This window comes from Paenibacillus xylanilyticus, from assembly GCF_047246825.1.
Lineage (GTDB): Bacteria > Bacillota > Bacilli > Paenibacillales > Paenibacillaceae > Paenibacillus > Paenibacillus xylanilyticus_B.
Window position 1 is genome coordinate 420,743 of the sequence record NZ_JBFOLB010000002.1, and the last position, 21,885, is coordinate 442,627.

17 protein-coding genes are annotated in these 21,885 nt (G+C 47.6%); 6 read left to right on the plus strand and 11 right to left on the minus strand.

The window, feature by feature from the left end:
* Positions 1 to 99: 99 nt before the first annotated feature.
* The 3 genes from AB3N00_RS16530 to AB3N00_RS16540 all read right to left on the minus strand — a co-directional run bounded on the left by AB3N00_RS16530 (position 100) and on the right by AB3N00_RS16540 (position 4,993).
* Positions 100 to 1,899 (minus strand): helicase-associated domain-containing protein, encoded by a 1,800-nt coding sequence (locus tag AB3N00_RS16530; protein ID WP_413035569.1) that lies wholly within the window; start codon positions 1,897 to 1,899, stop codon positions 100 to 102.
* Positions 1,900 to 1,945: 46 nt separating this feature from the next.
* Positions 1,946 to 3,637, minus strand: coding sequence for a DNA repair helicase XPB (locus AB3N00_RS16535; protein ID WP_413035570.1), 1,692 nt, complete (start codon positions 3,635 to 3,637; stop codon positions 1,946 to 1,948).
* Positions 3,638 to 3,823: 186 nt separating this feature from the next.
* Entirely contained in the window at positions 3,824 to 4,993 is a 1,170-nt protein-coding gene (locus tag AB3N00_RS16540) for a M20 metallopeptidase family protein (protein ID WP_413035571.1), read from the minus strand.
* Positions 4,994 to 5,202: 209 nt separating this feature from the next.
* Between AB3N00_RS16540 and AB3N00_RS16545 the strand changes: the two genes are divergently transcribed.
* Positions 5,203 to 5,550 carry a YugN family protein gene (locus AB3N00_RS16545; RefSeq protein WP_175395700.1) on the plus strand — a complete coding sequence of 116 codons (348 nt, stop codon included), beginning with the start codon at positions 5,203 to 5,205 and terminating at the stop codon, positions 5,548 to 5,550.
* 13 nt (positions 5,551 to 5,563) lie between these two features.
* On the plus strand, positions 5,564 to 6,853 hold the full coding sequence (gene ftsW, locus AB3N00_RS16550; protein WP_413035572.1) for a putative lipid II flippase FtsW: 1,290 nt from the start codon (positions 5,564 to 5,566) through the stop codon (positions 6,851 to 6,853).
* Positions 6,854 to 6,975: 122 nt separating this feature from the next.
* Here ftsW and AB3N00_RS16555 read toward each other — a convergent pair whose 3' ends face one another.
* Complete coding sequence (locus AB3N00_RS16555; RefSeq protein WP_095290227.1) at positions 6,976 to 7,338, minus strand: Asp23/Gls24 family envelope stress response protein; 363 nt, start codon at positions 7,336 to 7,338, stop codon at positions 6,976 to 6,978.
* 181 nt (positions 7,339 to 7,519) lie between these two features.
* Between AB3N00_RS16555 and cax the strand changes: the two genes are divergently transcribed.
* The gene (cax, locus tag AB3N00_RS16560) at positions 7,520 to 8,590 is read left to right on the plus strand and encodes a calcium/proton exchanger (RefSeq protein ID WP_175395702.1); all 1,071 of its coding nucleotides are present in this window, start codon (positions 7,520 to 7,522) and stop codon (positions 8,588 to 8,590) included.
* Between the two features lie 186 nt (positions 8,591 to 8,776).
* On the opposite strand, the gene AB3N00_RS16565 is transcribed toward cax, so the two are convergent.
* The 5 genes from AB3N00_RS16565 to AB3N00_RS16585 all read right to left on the minus strand — a co-directional run bounded on the left by AB3N00_RS16565 (position 8,777) and on the right by AB3N00_RS16585 (position 13,835).
* Positions 8,777 to 9,070, minus strand: coding sequence for a YlaN family protein (locus AB3N00_RS16565; RefSeq protein WP_095290224.1), 294 nt, complete (start codon positions 9,068 to 9,070; stop codon positions 8,777 to 8,779).
* Between the two features lie 222 nt (positions 9,071 to 9,292).
* Complete coding sequence (locus AB3N00_RS16570) at positions 9,293 to 9,538, minus strand: HPr family phosphocarrier protein (RefSeq protein ID WP_175395703.1); 246 nt, start codon at positions 9,536 to 9,538, stop codon at positions 9,293 to 9,295.
* Positions 9,539 to 9,634: 96 nt separating this feature from the next.
* On the minus strand, positions 9,635 to 10,750 hold the full coding sequence (locus AB3N00_RS16575; protein WP_413035573.1) for an aminopeptidase: 1,116 nt from the start codon (positions 10,748 to 10,750) through the stop codon (positions 9,635 to 9,637).
* A 106-nt stretch (positions 10,751 to 10,856) separates the two neighbouring features.
* Entirely contained in the window at positions 10,857 to 11,708 is an 852-nt protein-coding gene (locus AB3N00_RS16580) for a hypothetical protein (RefSeq protein WP_413035574.1), read from the minus strand.
* A 147-nt stretch (positions 11,709 to 11,855) separates the two neighbouring features.
* Complete coding sequence (locus tag AB3N00_RS16585) at positions 11,856 to 13,835, minus strand: diguanylate cyclase (RefSeq protein ID WP_413035575.1); 1,980 nt, start codon at positions 13,833 to 13,835, stop codon at positions 11,856 to 11,858.
* A gap of 465 nt (positions 13,836 to 14,300) precedes the next feature.
* Here AB3N00_RS16585 and rpsD point away from each other — a divergent pair, with 465 nt between their 5' ends.
* Both rpsD and AB3N00_RS16595 read left to right on the plus strand, forming a co-directional pair.
* Positions 14,301 to 14,900, plus strand: coding sequence for a 30S ribosomal protein S4 (rpsD, locus tag AB3N00_RS16590; RefSeq protein ID WP_175395707.1), 600 nt, complete (start codon positions 14,301 to 14,303; stop codon positions 14,898 to 14,900).
* Between the two features lie 218 nt (positions 14,901 to 15,118).
* Positions 15,119 to 18,235, plus strand: a complete 3,117-nt coding sequence (locus AB3N00_RS16595; RefSeq protein ID WP_413035576.1) for a transglycosylase domain-containing protein — start codon at positions 15,119 to 15,121, stop codon at positions 18,233 to 18,235.
* A 145-nt stretch (positions 18,236 to 18,380) separates the two neighbouring features.
* Here the strand turns inward: AB3N00_RS16595 and acsA are convergent, their stop codons facing one another.
* Positions 18,381 to 20,105 carry an acetate--CoA ligase gene (gene acsA, locus AB3N00_RS16600; protein ID WP_413035577.1) on the minus strand — a complete coding sequence of 575 codons (1,725 nt, stop codon included), beginning with the start codon at positions 20,103 to 20,105 and terminating at the stop codon, positions 18,381 to 18,383.
* Positions 20,106 to 20,375: 270 nt separating this feature from the next.
* On the opposite strand from acsA, the gene AB3N00_RS16605 reads away from it, so the two are divergent.
* Complete coding sequence (locus AB3N00_RS16605; protein WP_413035578.1) at positions 20,376 to 21,008, plus strand: GNAT family N-acetyltransferase; 633 nt, start codon at positions 20,376 to 20,378, stop codon at positions 21,006 to 21,008.
* Positions 21,009 to 21,184: 176 nt separating this feature from the next.
* Here the strand turns inward: AB3N00_RS16605 and AB3N00_RS16610 are convergent, their stop codons facing one another.
* The gene (locus AB3N00_RS16610) at positions 21,185 to 21,880 is read right to left on the minus strand and encodes a 5'-methylthioadenosine/adenosylhomocysteine nucleosidase (protein ID WP_413035579.1); all 696 of its coding nucleotides are present in this window, start codon (positions 21,878 to 21,880) and stop codon (positions 21,185 to 21,187) included.
* Positions 21,881 to 21,885 lie beyond the last annotated feature (5 nt).

Here is a 21,885-nt window from a genome sequence, read left to right on the forward strand (position 1 = left end):
TCTACGTAAGGTAGACTACTTTATCATAGCATATCCCCCGATAGTTAAGAAGAGTTTTTCCTGCAATTAGAAAATAGGGGAACAAGAGCTCTTCATGCGTCATATCTGCTCTGGAACGATCAGTCTTATTTTGTCCCAGTCCATAGGCGAGATGGTGCACCGCTCTATTGCTCTCTCGCCTGTCCCAGGGACAACCCAGCCTGTCAGCGTCCAATCGTCATGACCCTGAATTTGATCCGGAATAATGTATACCACGGACTGCTCTTTCTTCAGACCCAGCTTGGTCTGCCATTCTATCGCTGTTGCCGTAATCTGACGAGTTGTGGACATGTGATATCGCCGCCAATCGTTATGCCACATGTCCGGAATTGATCCGTACTCTGGCAAAAGATCCGATGCCTCCACTACGGACTGCTCTGGCTCAGATATAAACGAATCCGCTCCAAGATGAACTAGTCCCTCCCGACCCTGTACATAAAAGCTTTCCTGTGAATCACCAGGTTCAATCATGTGCTCATCCTTGTCGCTCTTGTCCTTCTCTGATTTCTCCATGAAGAAGAAGTCAATCGGCTTTATAATCTGATTTTTCGCTGCATCTTTATCACTCTGCATCTTCAAGCGATCCCATTCGCTTCCCCATTGTTGGATCGCCATGCGTACATGCTCTGGGACTCTCGTGGCAGCATAACGGTCAAGGAATTCCATCACTTTGTCACACGTAAACCCGTTTCGTGACGCATTCATGATTTGTTCTTTGGTCACTCGATAAATACTCATTCGGTCAAGGCTGATCAATTCGGCGCAGTACTCCAGTTTCCAACGAACCTGTGGAGTCACCTCTGGTGGGACCATAATTTCGAAGTCAGGCTGCACAAAGAAGACATTCTTTCTAGTATCCATGGCTTGCTGTACCTCCAAGTGTAACAACGCTTCAGGATCAATCAGCCAGCGATAAAACAAGGTTCCAAAAGCATCTTCACCAATCTCTCCGTATCCCCATCCGGCTAGAGCATTGAGCCAGCTCCGGACATATTCTGGCTGTCCGGCATCCCCGGTTTCCTCATTTTTGTTACGCTGCGGAATCACATCTGCAATATCGAACCAAGTATTATGGCTTGCACCTAGCAATATCAAGCGGTAGCGAAAATGTTGTGCCTCTGGGCTCGATATACCATATCGGTCCATGCACACCTTGAATATTTCGCGATGCATGAAGGACCAAGACTGCTTTAACCAGTAACCTAGAGAGGCAGCATCTACCTGTATCTTTCCTTGATCCTTATGGAGAAGCCCCAGGCTGAGCAGCATATCCAAAAGGATGGCGACATGGGCAGGATACACATCCAGATGTTCGTACTGTAGGTTTAACCCGACAAAATCTTCGGCACACCAATGAGTCATGGCACTCAAGCGCTGCAGCATTCTTTTGTGAACCGTACCTTTATTGGTTAAAGAGAGATCTTCTCTGGCGATCCAGGCCAAAATATGAATGATTTCGGCAGCGATATCCGGTTTGGCTTCTTGAATCACTTGAATTGGATTATTCTGGGTCATCTTAAGTTCAAGTCCATCCCGCTCCATACCCCGCTCCGGCAAACCGTTATCCATGATCCTTTGTGCGTATGCTGCCGTTAATGCGGGGATTTGATGAACCGGGATGTAGTATAAGCTCTCCCCCCATGTCTTGCGTACAGCCCTAATCCACCCCTTCTGCCTTAGGCGAATAAACGCTGACCTGGCTTCCACCCCGCTCAATCCTTCTGCCGCTGACTCGGCAGTTGTCATCATTGTGGAAAAAGGTTGACCTGCATGTTTGTGAAAAAGTGCACCCAGTACTACTTGCTCTGAAGGTAAAAGTTCCGTTAGCTCTTTCGGTTCCGATGCTTCATGTTCCCGCATTGGCTTTGCCCTGCCTTTCTATGCCTACACTTACACCTGGTGGCAGTTACATATGTTCATGAATAATGGAGTATTCATAACCTTGCTCCACCAAAAACATCTGACGCCGCAATGCAAACTCCTGTTCCCTGCTATCTTCCGATACGAGCGTATAAAAATAGGCTTTATTATCTCCCGGCTTAGGCCTCAAAATCCTGCCCAGTCGCTGTGCCTCTTCCTGCCTTGAGCCATAACTTCCCGATATTTCAAGCGCTACCGCTGCATCCGGAAGGTCCACGGCAAAATTCGCCACCTTGGAAACCACAATCGTTTTGATTTCGCCCCGGCGAAAGGATTCGAACCACTTCACCCGTTCATGTTGGGACATCATACCAGAAATCAGTGGCGCGTCAATTTCCCGGGCAATGGTTTCGAGCTGATCCAGATATTGACCTATTACAAGTGCAGGCAGATCATGATGTTGACGCAGCAATCGCCTTATCACTTGCAGCTTCGCCGGATTTTCAGCCGCAAGACGAAACTGATGTTTTGCTTCAGCCTCCAGGTAACTTGTTTTCAGATCCGTCGAAAAAGGAATGCGGATTTCCTGACACTGCACATTGGCAATCCAGCCTTGCCGCTCCAGGTCTTTCCATGGCATATCATACAGTTTAGGACCGATGAGGGAGAATACATCCTGTTCACACCCATCTTCCCTTACCAGGGTTGCGGTTAATCCCAGTCTTCGCGTAGCTTGAATATCTGCCGTAGCCCGAAATACGGGTGCCGGCAACAAATGCACCTCGTCATAAATAATGAGCCCCCATTCCCGCTCACTCAGCAATTTAATGTGAGTAAAATCGGACTCTTTGGATTTTCTGTGGGTAAGAATCTGATAGGTTGCCACGGTGACAGGCCGCACCTGTTTTTTTTGACCGGAGTATTCACCGATTTGATCACAGGTAAGCGTCGTCTTATCCTGTAACTCCTGAATCCACTGCCGAACCGAGGTTGTGTTGGAGGTCAATATAAGGCATTCACATTGGAGCCGTTCCAAAACAGCCATGCCAATGACGGTTTTTCCAGCTCCACAAGGCAATACGAGCAAACCGCTGCCACCCATGCCTTCACTTCCCTCAAAAGCGTCAACGGCTTCTTTCTGATATGAACGCAGCCCAAAAGCTTCCTGATCCGAATCGGTTTCATGAAGGTCATTCGCTTCACTTTTCCAGCCAAAAGAAAGACGTGTTCCGGGGCGGTATCCGGCATAATCGAGTACAGGGTAACCCAAACGCGTCAATTCTTGCTTAAGTAATCCTCGCTGTTCCCCGCGAACCACAAGCTCGTCCGGAGCCACACGTTCCATACGAAAAGCTGCAATGGTCTTTAGCCCAGTCAACTCGTCAAGCAGTTGTTCACTGTCTCCGACCAGGCGCAAACGCTGATGATCCTTTTCCCAATCAAGCTTCAACTTCCCGTATTGACCAACAATCCTTCGAATATCTTGTATGAGGGCCGCTGGTACATTCCAGCGAGAAACGGACTCCAGACTGCTAATGACTTGATCAGCACTCCATCCGAGTGCAGCAGCATTCCAAAGGGATAATGATGTCATGCGATAGGTATGGAAGCCCTCAGGCGTCTTCACAAGTTCGGCGAATGTTCCTAGTCGTGCGCGGGCCTGCTCGAATCCGGGATGACCCACTTCCAGCAGTATTGTGAAATCCCGCTGAACAATACATGCATCTGTCGTCTCCATCTCTGCTCCTCCTGTCTGATGTCGTTTACGTCGTGTTCTCTACGGATAAGCGTGCATAACAAAAAGTCCAGTTCCGGCAACCCCAGAAATGAACCTTCGCAGCCGACACTCCCATCCTGGTCATACGAAAAAAAGAGCACCCTACTTCTACAGAGTAGGATGCCCAACTATACCCAAAACATTCTGTTAATCCGCCATATAATCGGTTGCCATGCCAATAAAGAGCTTTACAGCATGCTGCATGGCATCTTCATCAAAATCAAATTTGGGATGATGATGCGGATAAATGGCGCCTTTGTCCGGATTCCCCGCACCGACAAACATGAAACAGCCTGGAACCTTCTGCAGATAGTAAGCGAAATCTTCTGCCGGCATCAACATGGGTGATGTCTGCACTTGTTCCTCCCCAAACACCTGGGCCGCACTCCGGAAGAACCGGGCCGTTTCCCGCTCATCGTTCACGACAGGCGGATAACCCATAATGTAGTTCACCTCTGTCTGTGCTCCATACGCTCCACCCGTCTGGGAAACGATGGTGTGTACACGTTCCTTCATTTCTGCTCTTGTTTCTTCATCAAACGTTCGGACTGTTCCACTCATTTTGCAGGACTCTGCAATAACATTCTGGGCAGATCCTGCCTGCATTGTGCCGATGGTCAATACTGCAGGACGCAGCGGATCCACGGAACGACTGACGACCGTCTGCAGCTGCATGACAAGCGCAGAACCTGCGACCAGACTGTCTATGGTCGAATGCGGCATGCCACCGTGACCGCCTTTTCCTTTGATCTCGATGTAAAAGTCGTCTGCAGCTGCCATGAGCGGCCCTTCCTTGCTGGCTGCCACCCCCACCGGAAGAGGCGTCCACAGATGAATGCCGTAGATCACATCGACACCATCAAGCGCACCATCCGCAATGACTTTTACAGCCCCGCCAGGAAGCAGCTCTTCCGCAGGCTGGAACAAAAAGCGAATCTCGCCTTTGATATCAGCTTGGTGCCGACTGAAGTACAATGCCGTCCCCAGCAAAATGGACACATGCCCATCATGACCACACGCATGCATTGCTCCTGCCTTTTGGGAAGCATATTCTACATCCTTCTCGTCCTGAATCGGCAGTGCATCCATATCGGCCCGCAGCATTACGACAGGGCCAGGCTTGTCCCCCCGAATCGTACCGATTACACCATGGCCGCCTACATGACGCTTCACTTCAATTCCAAAGCTCTCCAGCATATCCGCTACAAAAGAGGATGTCTTCTCCTCATGAAAGGAAACCTCAGGATTGCGATGAAGATGACGCCGCCATTCCACCATATGGATTTGCAGATCGTCCCACCATATATTATTTGTCATTTCTCCCCATCCTTTCGATCTTGAACGGAACTTTCATCAAGTCCGAACCATCCTCTTCAAACCTATTGCTGTATATTGTAGCAGAATTGGAAGAAAACCGATACGAAACGCCTTTTGAAAGCTTGCACGGGAAGGGGAAACATACTATCATGAACTAGAGAAATGCACGAGAATTATACTCGGAAGCTTATGAGGAGGATCAGACGCTTATGATTTTTGAGAATACAGGCTTGGATGGCTTGAAAAGCGACTTGGCATACCTGGATGAGAGCGCCGAGAAAGTCGGATTTGTCCGGTGGCAATGGGAGTATTACCGTGCTACATATGACTACAAAATCGAAGATGACAACACAAAATCGGAATACTTTGTACGTATTAATACCCGTGTAGTGGATGGCAAACTTGAAAAACCGGATACGGTGCTCTCTGTCGAGGCTGTCTATCTCGGAAAAGCAACCTTCCCTCACGGTCTGGATTATGACTCTTCTGTTCCGCAGCCAGTCGTGAAGCTGGCAGCCCAAAAATTGCAGCAGCTCAAAGAACTGCTGGAAGCATAGGCTGGGCCAAATCATGAAACAACAAACGGCCCAAACGAAAACGAAGAGAGGCACGCCGGATTTCCAACTGCTAATCCTCACTTTATTGTTGGTGGGCTTTGGACTGGTGATGGTGTTTAGCTCCAGTTCCAGCATTGCAATTGCAAGCAAAAGTTTTAACAATGATGCCCTATACTTCACGAAAAAACAACTGATGTGGGCGGTTATCGGTGTAGTTGGTATGTTTTTTGCCATGAACATTCGTTTTAACAAATACAAGAAGCTTTATGCACCCTTTTTCCTGTTCACCACCGTATTGCTCCTGCTTGTTTTGGTTACAGGCAAGGTGTTAAATGGTGCACGAAGCTGGATTCACATCTTCGGCTTCAGTGTTCAGCCTGCGGAGTTCGCCAAAATTGCGATTATCCTGTATCTTTCTGCACTAATTACCAAAAAAGGGGAACGATTCAGGGATCTCAAAACAGGTTATATCCCGGTCCTCGTAATCGTCGGTTTCATTGCAGGACTAATCATGCTGCAGCCGGACTTTGGCACATGCTTCATTCTGGTTTCCACCTGCGGTCTCGTCATCTATGCAGGCGGAGCCAGCATGAAGCATATTATGGGTTCGATCATGCTCGTTGTGTTAGGAGGGGCGCTCGCACTCGGGGCGAATGCCCTCTTCTCCTCCGTGTCTCCTTCAGACAGTGCTGCCAATACGACAACGGCCAGTGCGGAGCAGAACTACAAGATTGGACGTATCCAGGCATTCCTCGATCCGTTATCCGACCCTAGCGGTGGAAGTCTTAACCTTTTCCGCTCTCTTGTGGCTATCGGTGATGGCGGTATGACCGGTTCCGGGATTGGACAAGGTACGATGAAGCTTCATTATCTGCCGAATGCATATAATGACTTTATTTTCTCCGTGATTGGGGAAGAGCTCGGATTCCTTGGTAGTACGTTATTCCTTTTGGTTTACCTGTACTTTATCTGGCGGGGCATTATCGTCTCCCTGCGCTGTCCTGATCCGTTCGGAACGCTGGTCGGTATCGGAATCATGGGCCTGATCGCCATTCAGGCGTTCATCAACATCGGAGGCGTGACCCAGACCATTCCGGTGACGGGGGTCACCCTTCCGTTTATCAGTTATGGAGGAACCTCACTCTTTGTGATGATGGTCGCCATGGGCATTCTGCTCAGTATCTCGCGTACTAACAATCAGGATGTCATCAAGGAAGAGCGAACGAAATCCGTAACGGTACAAACGCAAACACGTACATCTCCGGCTGTACGTTCACGGGAATCCATTCGTCGCATTCGTTAACAGTTATACGAGAATAAAAAAAGACTTCGCATCCCTCGGATGCGAAGTCTTTTTTGGTTCACTGGATTCAGCAGGACCATTATCTGTTCATCTGCTCTCCAGTTCAATTGGGGGTTATAAACCTACAAGTCGTCGCCTTTGAAGGATACGCCTTCTACCTTCACGTTCACTTCGACAACGCGTAATCCGGTCATGGTCTCTACCGCTTCTCTCACATTCTGTTGAAGCATGCGGGATACTTCATGAATCGGTGTCTCGTACAGGACGATGATGCGCAGATCAATGGCTGCTTCCAGCTGGCCGACCTCAACGCCTACGCCTTTCTGTACGTTTTTACCGCTGAGACGTTTGGCCCAGCCCTCTGACAATCCTCCAGACATTGCGGCAATTCCGGGTGTCTCCATCGCAGCCATTCCGGCAATTTTCGCCACCACGTCATCGGCAATCCGGATGTTACCGCCTTCTAGTTGAAGTTGTTCTGCCATGCCACATCCTCCTTCACTTCGTTACTCGTATTTTAAATCCTTTCCACCCCAAAAAGCAAATTAAACTCAAAAACATGCGTTTACAACCTACCACCATTTGGTTATATTGAAATATGAAAATAATCTCATAAGGATTTATGGTCATCAAAAACAAAATAATTATTAAACTGAGGTGTTTGTTGTGAGAAACCGGATTTCATCCATTTTGCTGATTGTCACCTTTGCTCTCAGCGCCATCGCCCACTATCTGCATTGGAATCCGATCCTGCAGTTTGTGATTTCAGCCATTTCGGTTATTTTCGTGGCCGGTTTTTTAGGGAAAGCCACCGAAAATGTTGCGCACTATGCCGGACAACGGCTTGGCGGATTTCTGAATGCAACGTTCGGTAACGCAGCTGAACTGATCATTGCCATTTTCCTCGTAAAAGAAGGATTGTTCGACATGGTGAAAGCCAGCTTGACTGGCTCCATTATCGGGAACCTGCTGCTGGTGCTCGGACTGAGCATCTTTGCCGGAGGTCTCAAGTTCAAAATTCAAAATTACAACGTATCTCTTGCAGGTTTAAACGGCTCTCTGATGATTGTGGCGATTATTGCCCTGTTTATTCCGGCTGTCTTTCTCAATACCCATTCCATTACACAAAAGGATACCGACACGCTCAGCCTGATTGTCGCAGGCTTGCTGATTCTTGCCTATATCGCTTGGCTGCTGTTCTCCATGGTCACCCATAAGAATTATCTCGCAGATGTCACTGTGGATGAAGATGAAGAGCTGCCGCACGAACATGCACCGGCATGGTCCAAGAAAAAATCGATTCTATATCTGGTCGTGGCAACGGTCATGGTGGCCTTTGTCAGTGAATGGCTCGTGGGTACGCTTGAGGTGTTTACCGAAGAGTTTGGTCTGAGCGAACTGTTCGTTGGTGCATTTTTGGTTGCCATCATCGGTAATGCCGCTGAACACAGTGCAGCCATTATGCTTGCGATGAAAAACAAAATCGGCGCTGCGGTGGAGATTGCAGTCGGCAGCAGCTTGCAAATCGCACTCTTTGTTGCACCCGTGCTGATTTTTGTAAGTTATTTTACAGGCAGAACCATGGATATCGTCTTTACAACCATTGAGCTTGTCGCCATTGGGGTATCTGTGTTTATCGCCAAATCGATTACCCAGGATGGTTCAACGAACTGGTATGAGGGATTGCTCCTGCTGGTTGTGTACATTATTTTGGGGGTTTCCTTCTTCTTGGTGTAACACTGCAGCCTCGCAGATGCAAACCAAAGAATTCATCAACCAAAAGCAGCCCGGAATCTCATTCCGGACTGCTTTTTTTCATTCTCGTCTGAAATTTTAAGGCTCAATCCCTTCCCATGTTCAAATACACAAAAAAAGCATGCAAAACTCCTGCATGCCTTCTATTCTGACCCACGCTATAGCAGGCTATTGCTCATTCTTTTTGTTCAAAGCTTCATATAGAATTGCCAGATTCCGCTCAAGCGCGCTTACCAGCTGCTTACCTGCACCTTCCGGAAGAAGCCCTGCACGAACAGCAAAATCGACTTCCTTGGAGAACCCATACATCTGTGTATCCAATACTTCCTCATAGAGAGGGCAGTAGCGGGTAGCCAGATTCTCCATCTGTACTTCAATAAGCTTCTGTATTTTATCTGCATCTTCTTGAAGAAGACTGATCGCTTTCATGTTCAGCTGGTCCTGCAGATCAGATGAAGTCATGCATTTTTCCCCCCTATGTCCCAAAAATCGCGTAAAGACGTTCTACCTCTAATATTAGACGAAATCAGGAGCTAATACAAGAACCTGACCAAAATAACCACGCAAATTGGAGGCTCTGTCAGTGTGTATTTCAAGTCCTCTGCAAGGGATAACAGAACCTGTACATCTTCACACGCAAAAAAGCATCCCCGCCAAGACAGGCGGAGATGCTCCCTGAAACGATTACTCGGACGCGATGCTCACATTCAGTCCGTGTTTGGCAAATACTTCGGACATGGCTGTTTTTGCTTCGTCAGCATCTGGTCCATGAACGTGCAGTTCATAGCTGTGTGTGCTGATCAGCGTGGTAAACAACCCGAGAATACTTTTGACGTCAATATACTTGTTCTCCGAATGAAGCACGATTGAAGAAGTAAACTTGCCTGCTGTTTGAGCAATTTCCACTACAGCCGCGTTATTACTCGACATAGGAATCCCTCCGTCTTTTCACATTTGGTATCATCTATTAATTACCACTACATGATACCGTGAATCCGCTTTCCTAGCAACAGCAAAATCCCGCTGTTACTTCAATTGGTCCGGATTGAGGCATTCCAGTTCCGGAATCACAAAGATGCCGTCTTTACGAATCAGCACATCGTCGAAATAAATCTCGCCGCCGCCATAGTCCGGGCGCTGAATCAGCACGAGATCCCAGTGAATGGACGAGCGATTTCCATTATCCGTTTCTTCATATGCCTGCCCGGGAGTAAAGTGCAGACTGCCTGCAATTTTCTCATCAAACAGGATATCTTTCATTGGATGAAGAATATGCGGATTGAACCCAATCGCAAATTCACCAATATGACGTGCACCGTCATCGGAATTCAGAATTTCGTTCAAGCGCTCCGTATCGTTGCTTGTCGCTTCAACAATTTTGCCATCCTTGAAGGTGAATTTGATATTTTCAAACGTTACCCCGTTATAGAGGGTTGCTGCATTATAACTGATTGTTCCGTTTACAGAGTCACGCACAGGTGCACTGTATACCTCACCATCAGGGATATTTTTTTGACCGGAACATTTCACTGCGCCGATATCTTTAATGGAGAAACTCAGATCCGTGCCTGGTCCTGTAATACGAACTTTGTCCGTACGGTTCATCAGGTCTGCCAGGGAATCCTGCGCTTTATCCATTTTGGCATAATCCAGGTTGCACACATCGAAATAGAAATCTTCGAATGCTTCCGTGCTGGTATTTGCCAGCTGCGCCATACTGGCATTCGGGTAACGAAGTACAACCCATTTCGTATGTTTAACCCGCTGCTCGCTATGTACCGGATGGGAATACAGTGAATTGTACATTTTCATTTTTTCTTCCGGCACGTCGGACAGGTCGTTTACATTCTCGCCTGCACGAATACCAATGTAACAATCCATTTGTTTCATTCGGTTCAGGTCAATCTCTGCCCAGGTTTTCATCATATCTTCTGTAGCATTTTTCAGCATGGCACGCTGTACCGTCTTATCGGTCAGCTGTACAAATACATTGCCGCCTTTTTTTCCTACTTCTTCAATAATGGCATTGATCAGATCACGCTCCGATCCAATCATCTCAACCAGCACGTTCTCGCCAGGCTGTACATCTACAGAGTAGCCAACCAGATTGGCTGCAAGCTTCTGAATTCGTGGGTCCTTCATCTCGTAAATCCTCCTGTCATCTGTCATTCTATAATTGAACAACGGTAAATTACGATACTATTGTAGCACGCCACAGCAATCCCGTCAGCAGGCAGACCCCATCCTCTTAATCATATGTTTTGAAATTAACATCCATCACCAGAGCTTCCTTATTGCTTTTGTTGCTTGAATCCTTGTAGGTCACCTGACTTTCCGAAGATAGCCGCAGCGGCAAACTGGTTTTGCGATCCACGGTAAGATGATACACGGTTTGCACCTTCGCCTGTTTCATCATTTGTTCCATGCTGTTTTCACCTTGCTGCCATACTTTGCTCAAATCCTTCTCAAGCTTTGCCTGACTTGTTCCTTTAAATGTACTTGCCTTGTGCATATATTCTGCCTTAATTGCGTTCATCTCGTCTTTTAACTGGGCTGTTGCCCAGGCCTTGGCATCATCAGGAGCAAGCTCGATCCGCAGAATCCGTGTTCTTCGACCGGAACCGTATTCGGATTTTATCGTTTTGTTCATCCGGTCGATATTTTCCAGTTGTGCAATCGGATTATAGCGGGACAGGGATCCCCGGAGAGGTTCATGCTCAGCAGTCAATGCCATCCATTGTCCATGTTTTCGTTGAAAAGAAGCGCTGAACCCGCTTGGTCGTCCATTAAGGTTAGCAGAAGCAGCACTCATGCCACCTGCTGAACCTGTGCCCGCTGTGGTCACCGTTCCTGGAAGTCGTGTCTGTAAAGTCAGCTGATCATGGTTTTCCAGCTTCCCTTCGAATTTGAACTGATTCTCAAATAGGCCGCTGCTCTCGCGTCTCAAACCGGCTTCACCGACAAAGTCCAGCTTTTCTTTGCCAGCAATCCCCGATAAGGCCATTGAGAATACTTCTTCAGCACTTCGCTCACGCTGTATTAGCCCGCAGCCCGGTGCAGAAATGATAACCACACCCAGAAGCAACAATAATGTGCGCATACCCTGCCGTGTAATCATGTGCAATACCTTCCTTCCGTCCAACGTTCTCCATAGCCTGCCCCTCCTGTATGCCCTTATACTTCCCCGGAACGCAAACTTTGCTGCAAAAAAAAAGAGAGAACGACTCCAACATGGAATAGTTCTCTCTTAGCGTGTAACTTCCTGTTCTTCCAGCACAATCCGGTTGCGACCACCATGCTTGGCTTCGTAGAGGGCCATATCAGCCCGGTAAAACAATGACTCTACACTAACCTTGTCATCCATCCAATTCCACTCGGCAATGCCACTGGACACGGTCACGGGCGGCCTGGTCTCTTCCGCCACTCGTCTGCGAATAACCTCGGCATATTCCATTGCCTGGCGGATACCCAGCTGCGGCATGTAAATGGCCAGTTCCTCGCCACCCCACCTGGCACAGACGTCCTCGGAACGAACAGAAGTTGTAACAATATCGCTTACCTGCTTCAGCACCTGATCCCCGGTTTGATGACCGAATGTATCGTTCACCTGCTTGAACTGATCGATATCAACTACAATTAATGAACCGCAAAATTCATGTGCCTGTCGTTCGTGTATGACACTATCCAGATAATGCCTGACGTACAGCCCTGTCAACATATCCAGATTGGCCAAGCGGCGAACCTCGGCATGCAGCGTTGCATTGGATAGGGCCAACCCTACGTGGATGGAAAGCATCTGCAACAGGCGATAATTATCGTATGAGAAATAATGTTCTTTGGGGTGCCCCAGCAAAATGGTACCCTTCATTTGACCATTCACCCGAATTGGCGAGGCCATTAGTGACATGGAGCCCGTAACCTCCATAAATACGGAAGATACTTTGGTACACTGCGCATAATTAGAAAGAATGAGAGGTTCTTCAGTCTGATACAGCAAACCAGTGATACCGTAGTCCAGTGCAAAAGACTTATGACGCATCTCTCCAACATTTGATGACATTACCTCGAAACGATTCGTACTGTCATTCAATTGAAGAATACAACAGGATTCAGCCTGAAAGATGTCCTTTAACTCCAACTCGGCGATTTGATAAATCTCTTTCAGCTGCAGACTTTTATTCAAACGCTGTGTCAAATCATTGATTAGACGAAGTTCCTGAATCAGCATGTTCGATTGCTCGTGCAGTTTGGCATTCTCAAAAGCGGTTCCTGCTGTATCAGCCATCATTGTAATCAGTTGCAAGTCGGGATCTTCCATGAGCTCTTCATTCATCTCAATGTGGAATACACCATAAATGCCCTGTTTCCCTTTCAGCGGAAGCCCAACCTCGACAATACGACTCTCTCCCTGATCTGATCGGATTACGATCGTTTGGCCATCTTTAAACGAACGAACACAGATATCTTCCCCCTGCTCATGAAACATCAAAGGTCTGATCCTTGGATTGGAACTGTTCCGATCCTGGGACATGTACAGATTCATGCGGGTGGTCGGATACAAATAATCAATGCTGTCAAACACCTCGTCCAATATGGCATCCACATCCATTTTGTCATGCATCCGCTGGACGATCTGAAAAAGAATTGATCTCCGATGCTCATCACGCGCGGTTTGCTCATGAGCTTTTAACAGATCCGCCATAAATATGTATTCAAATCTTCGGTAAAAGCAAGTACGATAATGCGCTGCCTCAGATCGAACAATCTCTTCAGACGTTTCATATCGATTAGGCTCGTAAACCAAAGCTGTAAACACGGCGAACATATCCTTGTTGATTCTGGAAAACAAAGGTTCGGCAATACAATGGAACTCCCCATGTTGATCAGAACCCCGCGTAGATTGTGCCTTTCCAGTTTCAAGACACGACATCACCGTTTCCCTTGATATAGGCCCTTTCTCGAACTCATTAGCGGACCCCACACAAATGCCTTCCGTATTCCAAACGCTGTATATTCTAGATGACCTGTCCAAGTCTGAATCATGCTGGGCTTGCCAATCGGTGTAGGCTTGCTGCAGCAAGTTTCCCAAATATGAGAAATCAAAAGGTGTAATATCCATTTGTTGCATCCAGAACGCATGCTCTTTGTGCCGAGCTGCAGAAGATGCGGAATCGCCCGAACTTGGCGAATTCAAGCTGGCCGGTAAACTTCCTAGATGTTCTAACATGTCAGGCGCTCCTTTGCACCGTTTTTGCATCTTTTAATGGATGCATTAATCTGCAGACGTTATCGCAAACCTGCAAAAACCTTACGATAACCTTAATGTACATGATCATTTAAAGTTAAGATACATTCTATTTTACTCTCTTTAAAGCTTTTTTGCATCCATATTCCAGAAAATTGTCCCATTATTTTGGGCCTAATGACCTATCGACAAATTTAGACGTTTTTTTGCATTTATCCTACTCTTGACTTTGTCTCTTTTAAACTGTAATATAAATTGTTGATGAAGACTACTAATGGGTCTTTAAATTTGGGCATTACCGGTTGTGTCACCCTCATTCTTTTTGTTGCTTTCAGGACAGCGGCTGAACTTTCCTGATTGACGTATGCGAGGCCTTGCCCGCATCAACAAATTGGAGCGCAAACAGAGCCCTATATGAACTTTAACTAAAAAGGAGCTACTTTAAACATGGCACGTTACACTGGTCCTAAATTTAAATTGAGCCGTCGTCTCGGCATTTCCCTGAGCGGAACAGGCAAAGAATTGAAACGTCCTTTCCCTCCAGGTCAGCATGGAGCTAACCAACGGAGAAAAATGAGCAACTACGGTATGCAGTTGCAAGAAAAACAAAAACTTCGCCACATGTACGGTTTGGGCGAAAAACAATTCCGCACTCTGTTTGCTAGAGCGCAAAAAATGCAAGGTATCGCGGGTGAAAACTTCATGTTCTTGCTTGAGTGCCGCCTTGATAACCTCGTTTACCGTCTTGGTTTTGCTAACTCCCGTGCAGGAGCACGTCAGTTGGTATCCCACGGTCACGTGACTGTAAACGGCAAAAAAGTCGACATTGCTTCTTACCAAGTAAGCACTGGCGATGTAATCAGCTTGCGTGAAAGAAGCCGCGGTCTTTCTTCCGTTAAGGAAGCTTTGGAAAACCGTTCGCATCTTCCAGCATACCTGGAATTCAACGACACTGCTGTAGAAGGTAAATACATCCGTCTGCCTGAGCGTTCGGAGTTGTCCCAAGACATCGACGAAAAACAAATCGTCGAGTTCTACAACCGTTAATCGTTGGAACTTCATTAAAGCTTCACTCCAAAAAGCTGTCCGAGATCTTCTCGGCAGCTTTTTTTGTGTTCACTTTCTACATACAGGATTTAGTAAGCATGAAAAATTTCATATTCCATAAAATAATGGCAATTTTCGACCATTGCTTGTATTTCTCAGGCATGCAAACCCGCCTTTTTATGCTATAATAAGTGCTGTTAAAAGGAGGAAGACACTGAATGGTTGATGTTAATAAGAAAAAGCCCGATGAACAGCCTGCCCGCAAGCGCAGCTTCGCCCGCAGACTGGGCAGTGTCGTCAAATGGATGGTTGTCCTGGGATTCATGGGGGCGCTATTTGTTGGCGGTGCTCTGATGGGATACGTCAGTTCCATTGTGAAAGACGAGCCCGTCCGCTCCAGGGCCCTGATTGAGCAAAAAGTCAGCGAAAACTCCATCACAGGCTTTGCTTACTTTGCCGACGGTAGTCCGATCGGTCAATTACGTACGGAAGAAGACAGGCGTCCGGTCACTTTTGACCAGATACCGCAGAAAGTTATTGATGCTGTCATATCGATTGAAGACAATCATTTTTACGAACATAAAGGTGTGGATATGAGCGGAACGCTCCGAGCCGTGAAACAGAAAGTGCTGAAAGAATCTGTACAAACCGGGGGAAGCACACTGACTCAACAATTGGCACGGCGCGTGTTCTTGAATCTGGATCGTACCGAAGACCGCAAAGTAAAGGAAATATTGCTGTCTCTGCGGCTTGAGCGATTCCTGACCAAAAACGAGATCATGACCGCCTATCTGAACAAGGTCCCATTTGGTAATGGTTCCAGTGGATACAATGTATATGGAATCAAGGCAGCTGCCAAAGGATTGTTTAATATTAACGATCTGGAGAAAATTAACACGGCACAGGCAGCCTATCTTGCCGGATTGCCTCAGCTCCCCTCTTCTTACTCTGCCTTTAACGGAAAAGGTGACTTTGTAGAGGAGAATTTTGAGCGCGCAATTAATCGCCAGGAGCTGGTATTACGCCGCATGCTTGAACTTGGAAAAATTAATCAAACCGAATATGACGAGGCACTTGCTTTTGACATCAAGAGTTCACTGGCACCGAAAACCGTCAAGGCTTACAACACTTATCCATATCTTATGATGGAAACCGAACGCCAGGCTGCGCAAATTTTGATGAAACAGCTGAATTCGGATGCTGCTGCCGACGAAGGATCTTCTGAAGGCGCAGATTCCAGTGGGGAAGCAACTCAAAAGGAAAGCGGCGCTTTGTTGGAAGAAGCCCAGCAGCAATTGCGTACAGGCGGGTACCGCATATACACCACAATTAACAAGAGTGTGTACAAAACGATGCGAACCATTGCCGAAGATGACAGCAATTTCGCTGCGGATGATCCCAAAAAAGGTAAAGAACAGACCGCAGCCATAATGATCGATCACAAAACCGGAGCCATTCTAGGCATGATCGAAGGCCGCAGTTTCCAGGATGAACAGATGAACTATGCGACCCAGATGATCCGTCAGCCTGGTTCAACCATGAAACCTATTGCTGCATATCTGCCTGCTCTGGAAGAAGGACTGGTTCAACCAGCGTCCATCATTGATGATTCACCGATTATTCTCAAGGATGGCCCAAACGGGTTCCATATTCCGAAGAATGCGAACAATCGTTACCAGGGACTTGTAACCGCCCGCAGAGCACTCAACTACTCCCTGAACGTTCCTGCGCTGAAACTCTTTAATGAAGACGTCGGGATCGAAAAAGCCTGGACATTTTCCAAGAAGCTTGGCATAACGACCATTCAGCAGCAGGACTATCAGGCCCAGACTGGTGTTCTCGGAGGACTTCAGTACGGTGTAACCGTGGAAGAACTTACGAACGCTTACGGGGCTATTGCAAACAACGGGGTTTACAATGACTCTTATATGATTAGCAAGATTGTTGATTCAAAAGGAAATATCGTTTACAAGCACGAGGCTGAACCTGTTCAGGCATTTTCCGAACAGACGGCGTACCTGATGACGGATATGTTAAGAACTGTAATTACCGAAGGTACTGCTGATAAGGTTCGTGAAACGTACAAGTACACCAAAAGTGCACCGGTTGTAGGAAAAACCGGCTCAACGCAGAACTATGCGGATGTCTGGTTTGAAGGCTCTACACCAGATGTCACACTTGGTGTGTGGGTCGGATATAAACAGCCTGTAAACACGCTGGAAACCAAATCTCAGCGCAAACGTGCCCAGCAGCTATGGTCTCAAATTTTGAATGAAGTCGTTGCAACAGATAAGGAACTGTTCGTGACAGATTCATTCAAGAAGCCGTCCGGGATTGAGACACGCACGGTATCGGCTTATAGCGGCAAATTGCCAACATCACTGACTGACAAATTTGTCACGGATATTTTCAACAGCAAATTTGTTCCGAAAGATAGCGATGATGGTGTCGCAAAAGCTAAATACATTACCTACAATGGTGTAAACTACATCCCGCGTGATGAAACACCTGCAGACATGCTGAAGGAGAAGACGGTCATTAAACGGAAGAAACCGATCTCCGATCTCATCAAGGAATTGCAAAGCGCATTCGCACGGATGAGCCGGCACGAGTCTCTATCCTATTACCTGCCAGAGGATGCAGATTCAGACATGCCAACACAGATCGACCCACGATCAGACAATGGCAAGGCACCAGATGCACCAGGCAATGTGAGAATATCCGTGGCCAATGGCAAAGCTGTAATTACGTTTAACGCAACACCTGAAAATGATGTCGTAGGATATCGCTTGTATCGCTCCGTAAATGGTGGCGGATTCCAGAATCAGGGGCAAGTTGTCCTGGCAGGTGAATCCAGATCATTTACAGCATACGCCCAGGGTGGAAACTTCTCCTTCTATGTCACCGCTGTTGATGTGGCTGGCAAAGAATCTGCTCCTAGTGCTGCGGTAAGCAGTGCAGGAATGGCAGATCCACTCCCGGATGAGGAGATTAAGGAACCAATCACCGTTCCCGGAACCGTGGTTGACCCGGAAGAAAACCAAAATGATAGTGCCGCAACGACGGTTCCAGGTACACCAGGCCAGGTTAGCGTTGAAGCTCTCTCTCAAGGACTGCGCATTCAATGGGCCTCCAACCCGGAGACCGAAGGTGTGCAGAGTTATGCCGTCTATTATAGTGAAACGGGCTCTGCCCCTTACACTAAGATCGGAACAACCTCCGGTACTTCGATGGACTATGGAGTTCCGGCTTCTACGAGCGGATGGTTCAAAGTATCTGCAAGCAACAGTGCAGGAGAATCCGAGCCTTCCGTTGCCGTTCATTATCAGCCGTAATGGTAAAGCTGTACGGTTAACCCTTAAAACCCCTGTCCTCACTTTAAGAGGATGGGGGTTTTCTTTGCATCGTAAAAAGCCTGATTCGCATCCTCTGCAAATCAGGCTTTTATTTTTGTAACACCAGTTGCGCTTCATCCGTTCGTTAATCTTCGATCGTGGACAGATCACCTGTCGGCAAATCCAGCTCCCAGGCTTTCAGCACACGCCGCATAATCTTGCCGGAACGGGTCTTGGGCAGTTTATCCTTAAACTCGATCTCACGAGGAGCAGCGTGAGCTGACAAGCCCTCTTTTACAAAACGATAAATCTCTTCCTTCAATTCAGGTGTGGCTTCATAGCCTTCACGCAGTGCTACAAAGGCTTTGATGATCTCTCCGCGTGTTACATCCGGCTTGCCAATAACTCCCGCCTCGGCTACAGCAGGGTGCTCTACGAGCTTGCTCTCCACTTCAAATGGACCAATACGTTCACCCGAAGAGTTGATCACATCATCAATCCGGCCCTGGAACCAGAAATATCCTTCTTCATCCATATAAGCCGAGTCCCCGGATACATACCACCCAGAAAGCCTGAAGTATTCTTCATATTTGGCCGGGTTGTTCCAGATCTTCGCCATCATGGATGGCCATGGCGTTCGTATAGCCAAATTACCCATGCTGTATGGAGGAAGTTCCTGCCCCCGATCATCAATAATCGCAGCTTCAATCCCCGGCAGCGGCCGTCCCATCGAGCCTGGCTTAATAGGCATCTCTGGGTAGTTACAGATCAGCTGCGCTCCGGTCTCGGTCATCCACCAAGTGTCATGGATGCGCTGACCGTAGGCTTTCCAGCCCCAACGAACCACTTCCGGATTGAGCGGTTCCCCAACCGACATGACATGCCGAAGGCTGCTCAGATCATGCTGAGCAATGGTCTCATCCCCTGCGCCCATCAGCATACGAAAAGCGGTCGGTGCGCTATACCAGACGCTGACTTTGTTTTTTTCAATCGTACTGTACCAGTCTTGCGGGCTGAATCGTCCACCGCGGATGACATTGGTCGCGCCATTCAGCCACGGGGCGAAGATTCCGTATGATGTACCTGTTACCCATCCGGGGTCAGCGGTGCACCAGTAAACGTCATTCTCCCGTAAATCAAGAACAACCTTGCCTGTATAGTAATGCTGAATCATTGCATTCTGGACGTGATAGACACCCTTGGGCTTGCCGGTAGAGCCTGATGTATAGTGAATGATCAGACCATCCTCACGATTCAGCCATTCCACTTCCATTTCATCCGAGGCTGCAGACATCTCTGCATCAAAATCAATGAGTCCCTCTTCTGTTTGCGGACCTCCACCCACCACAAAAATATGCTTTAGTTCCGGCAGTTCCGCACGTTTAATACGTCCGAGGAGTTCCGGCGTAGTGACGAGCGCCACAGCCCCGCTGTCTTCCAGTCGATCCTTCACTGCCGTCTCCATAAAAGCTTCAAACAGTGGCCCTACAATAGCCCCGGCTTTCAATACGCCCAGCAGACTAAAATATAGTTCCGGACTTCTTGGCATAAAAATAAATACGCGGTCTCCCTTGGCAATGCCATATTTGCGCAGGACATTCCCGAAACGGCTCGATTGCTCACTGAGATCAGCGAAGGTATACGCTTCTTCACGCGAAGCATCACTGTATAACAGAGCCGTCCTCCCGCCTCTTCCCTCCAGTACATGACGATCAATCGCTTCATGCGCCATGTTGACTTTTCCGCTGGCGTGCCACGTAAAGTGCCTCTCCACCGATTCCCAATCAAACCGGCTTCGGGCCTCTGTGTAATCGCCCAGGTTAGATTCAGACACAACCGTTTGCAGCATCTCACCATGTGCTTGACTCATGCTTGCCAGCCTCCTTCAACTCGACATTTCGATTCCCGTTATGGGTTGCTTCTCATTGCCTTGGTGTTGACTGAACTTCCAGTTAGCGCTTACATTAATAGATAGAAATTCTCATCATGTGCCTGCCTGGCCAAACCGATGAACTCAAACCTGCTTGAATTGTGAACGTTTTTTGTCTAAGCAATTATAGCAAATCTTCACAATCATCGTCTATGGCTTTTCAATTTTTTGGTTTTTTGCTATAAGTAGGGGGAGAGAGGAGCATGAACCATGGAGCATATCAAGGAGTATCATATGCGTTCCATCTTCAAGTCCGGCCACCGAGTTACTGTAGAGGGACCCATGCCACCAGGGGCACTTACCGAGCTTGCTTTTCATCCCGATCTGGATGCCTTTCGTCGCCCTTCTGAGCAGCAGGAGGCCCTGGCTGAGATTGCGGCATTACCTGAAGGAAGAATCATCATCGCACGCGAAAATGAGACTATAATTGGATATGTCACCTTCCACTACGCTGATGAATGTGAGCGTTGGTCTGAAGGTAACATGATGGATCTCATTGAGCTCGGCGCTATTGAAGTGGCAGACGAATATCGTTCACTTGGAATCGGACGCGAGATGCTGCTCACTGCATTTGAGAATGGTCAAATGGAGAAATATATTGTTTTCACCACAGAATATTATTGGCATTGGGATTTGAAAGGCAGCGGCCTTACAGTGTGGGATTATCGCAAAATGATGGAACGATTGATGCAGACCGTGGACATGACCTGGTACGCTACGGATGACCCCGAAATCTGCTCCCATCCGGCAAACTGTCTTATGGTGCGCATCGGCAGTAAAGTCCCCCTATCGTCGGAAGAACAATTCGACCGTGTACGGTTTCGTCATCGCTTTATGTATTAATACATGAGAATCACCCGGGAATGATGAATTCGAATGATGTAAAATGCTGAAATACATGAAAAAAACCGCTTCTCTGCGGCAGTTCCATGTTGCAAGTTGGAATCTGCCCGTGATAGGCGGTTTGTTTATTTGGCATGTATCGTTCTCATTTTTAAGTCTATTGAATGGGATACAGATTACATGTTCTCAAGCATGTGTTCCACAATTCGGTGGGAACGCTGAGAAGACTGTACGGTAAATTCAGCAAAATTCACATGAGCCGAACCATCCGCTTTATCAGACATGCCACGCAGGACAACAAAAGGAACACGGTTCATGAAACTTACCTGCGCGACAGCTGCTCCCTCCATCTCGGCACATGCTCCGTTCATTTCGGTATACAGCATGTTTACGGTCTCTTTGTTTGCAATAAACTGATCCCCGGACAAAACCTTGCCAATCAGGTAGTTGGCTCCCTGCGCTTTACATGCCTCTTCCGCCAGTGCAATCAGTGCAGGTTCTGCCGGGAATGCAGAGGTTTCCTGATACGGGATCACTCCTCGTTCGAATCCAAGCGGGGTCACATCCATGTCATGCTGAACACACACGGAGGAGATCACGATATCTCCGATGTTCAGTTCTGGGTTCACCGCACCTGCCACACCAGTGAAAATAATCCGATCCACCTGAAAACGATCGATCAAAATTTGCGTTGTTACCGCTGCATTCACTTTGCCGACACCCGATTTGCAGACCACAATTTGCTTACCCAGCCATTCGCCTGCCACATAAGTAATCCCGGTTTGCTTCACCGTCTCCAATTGCTTCATGCCGGCCAGCAAAAGCTCCACTTCTTCATCCATTGCTCCAATGATACCGATTGTTTCGCTCATCTTCG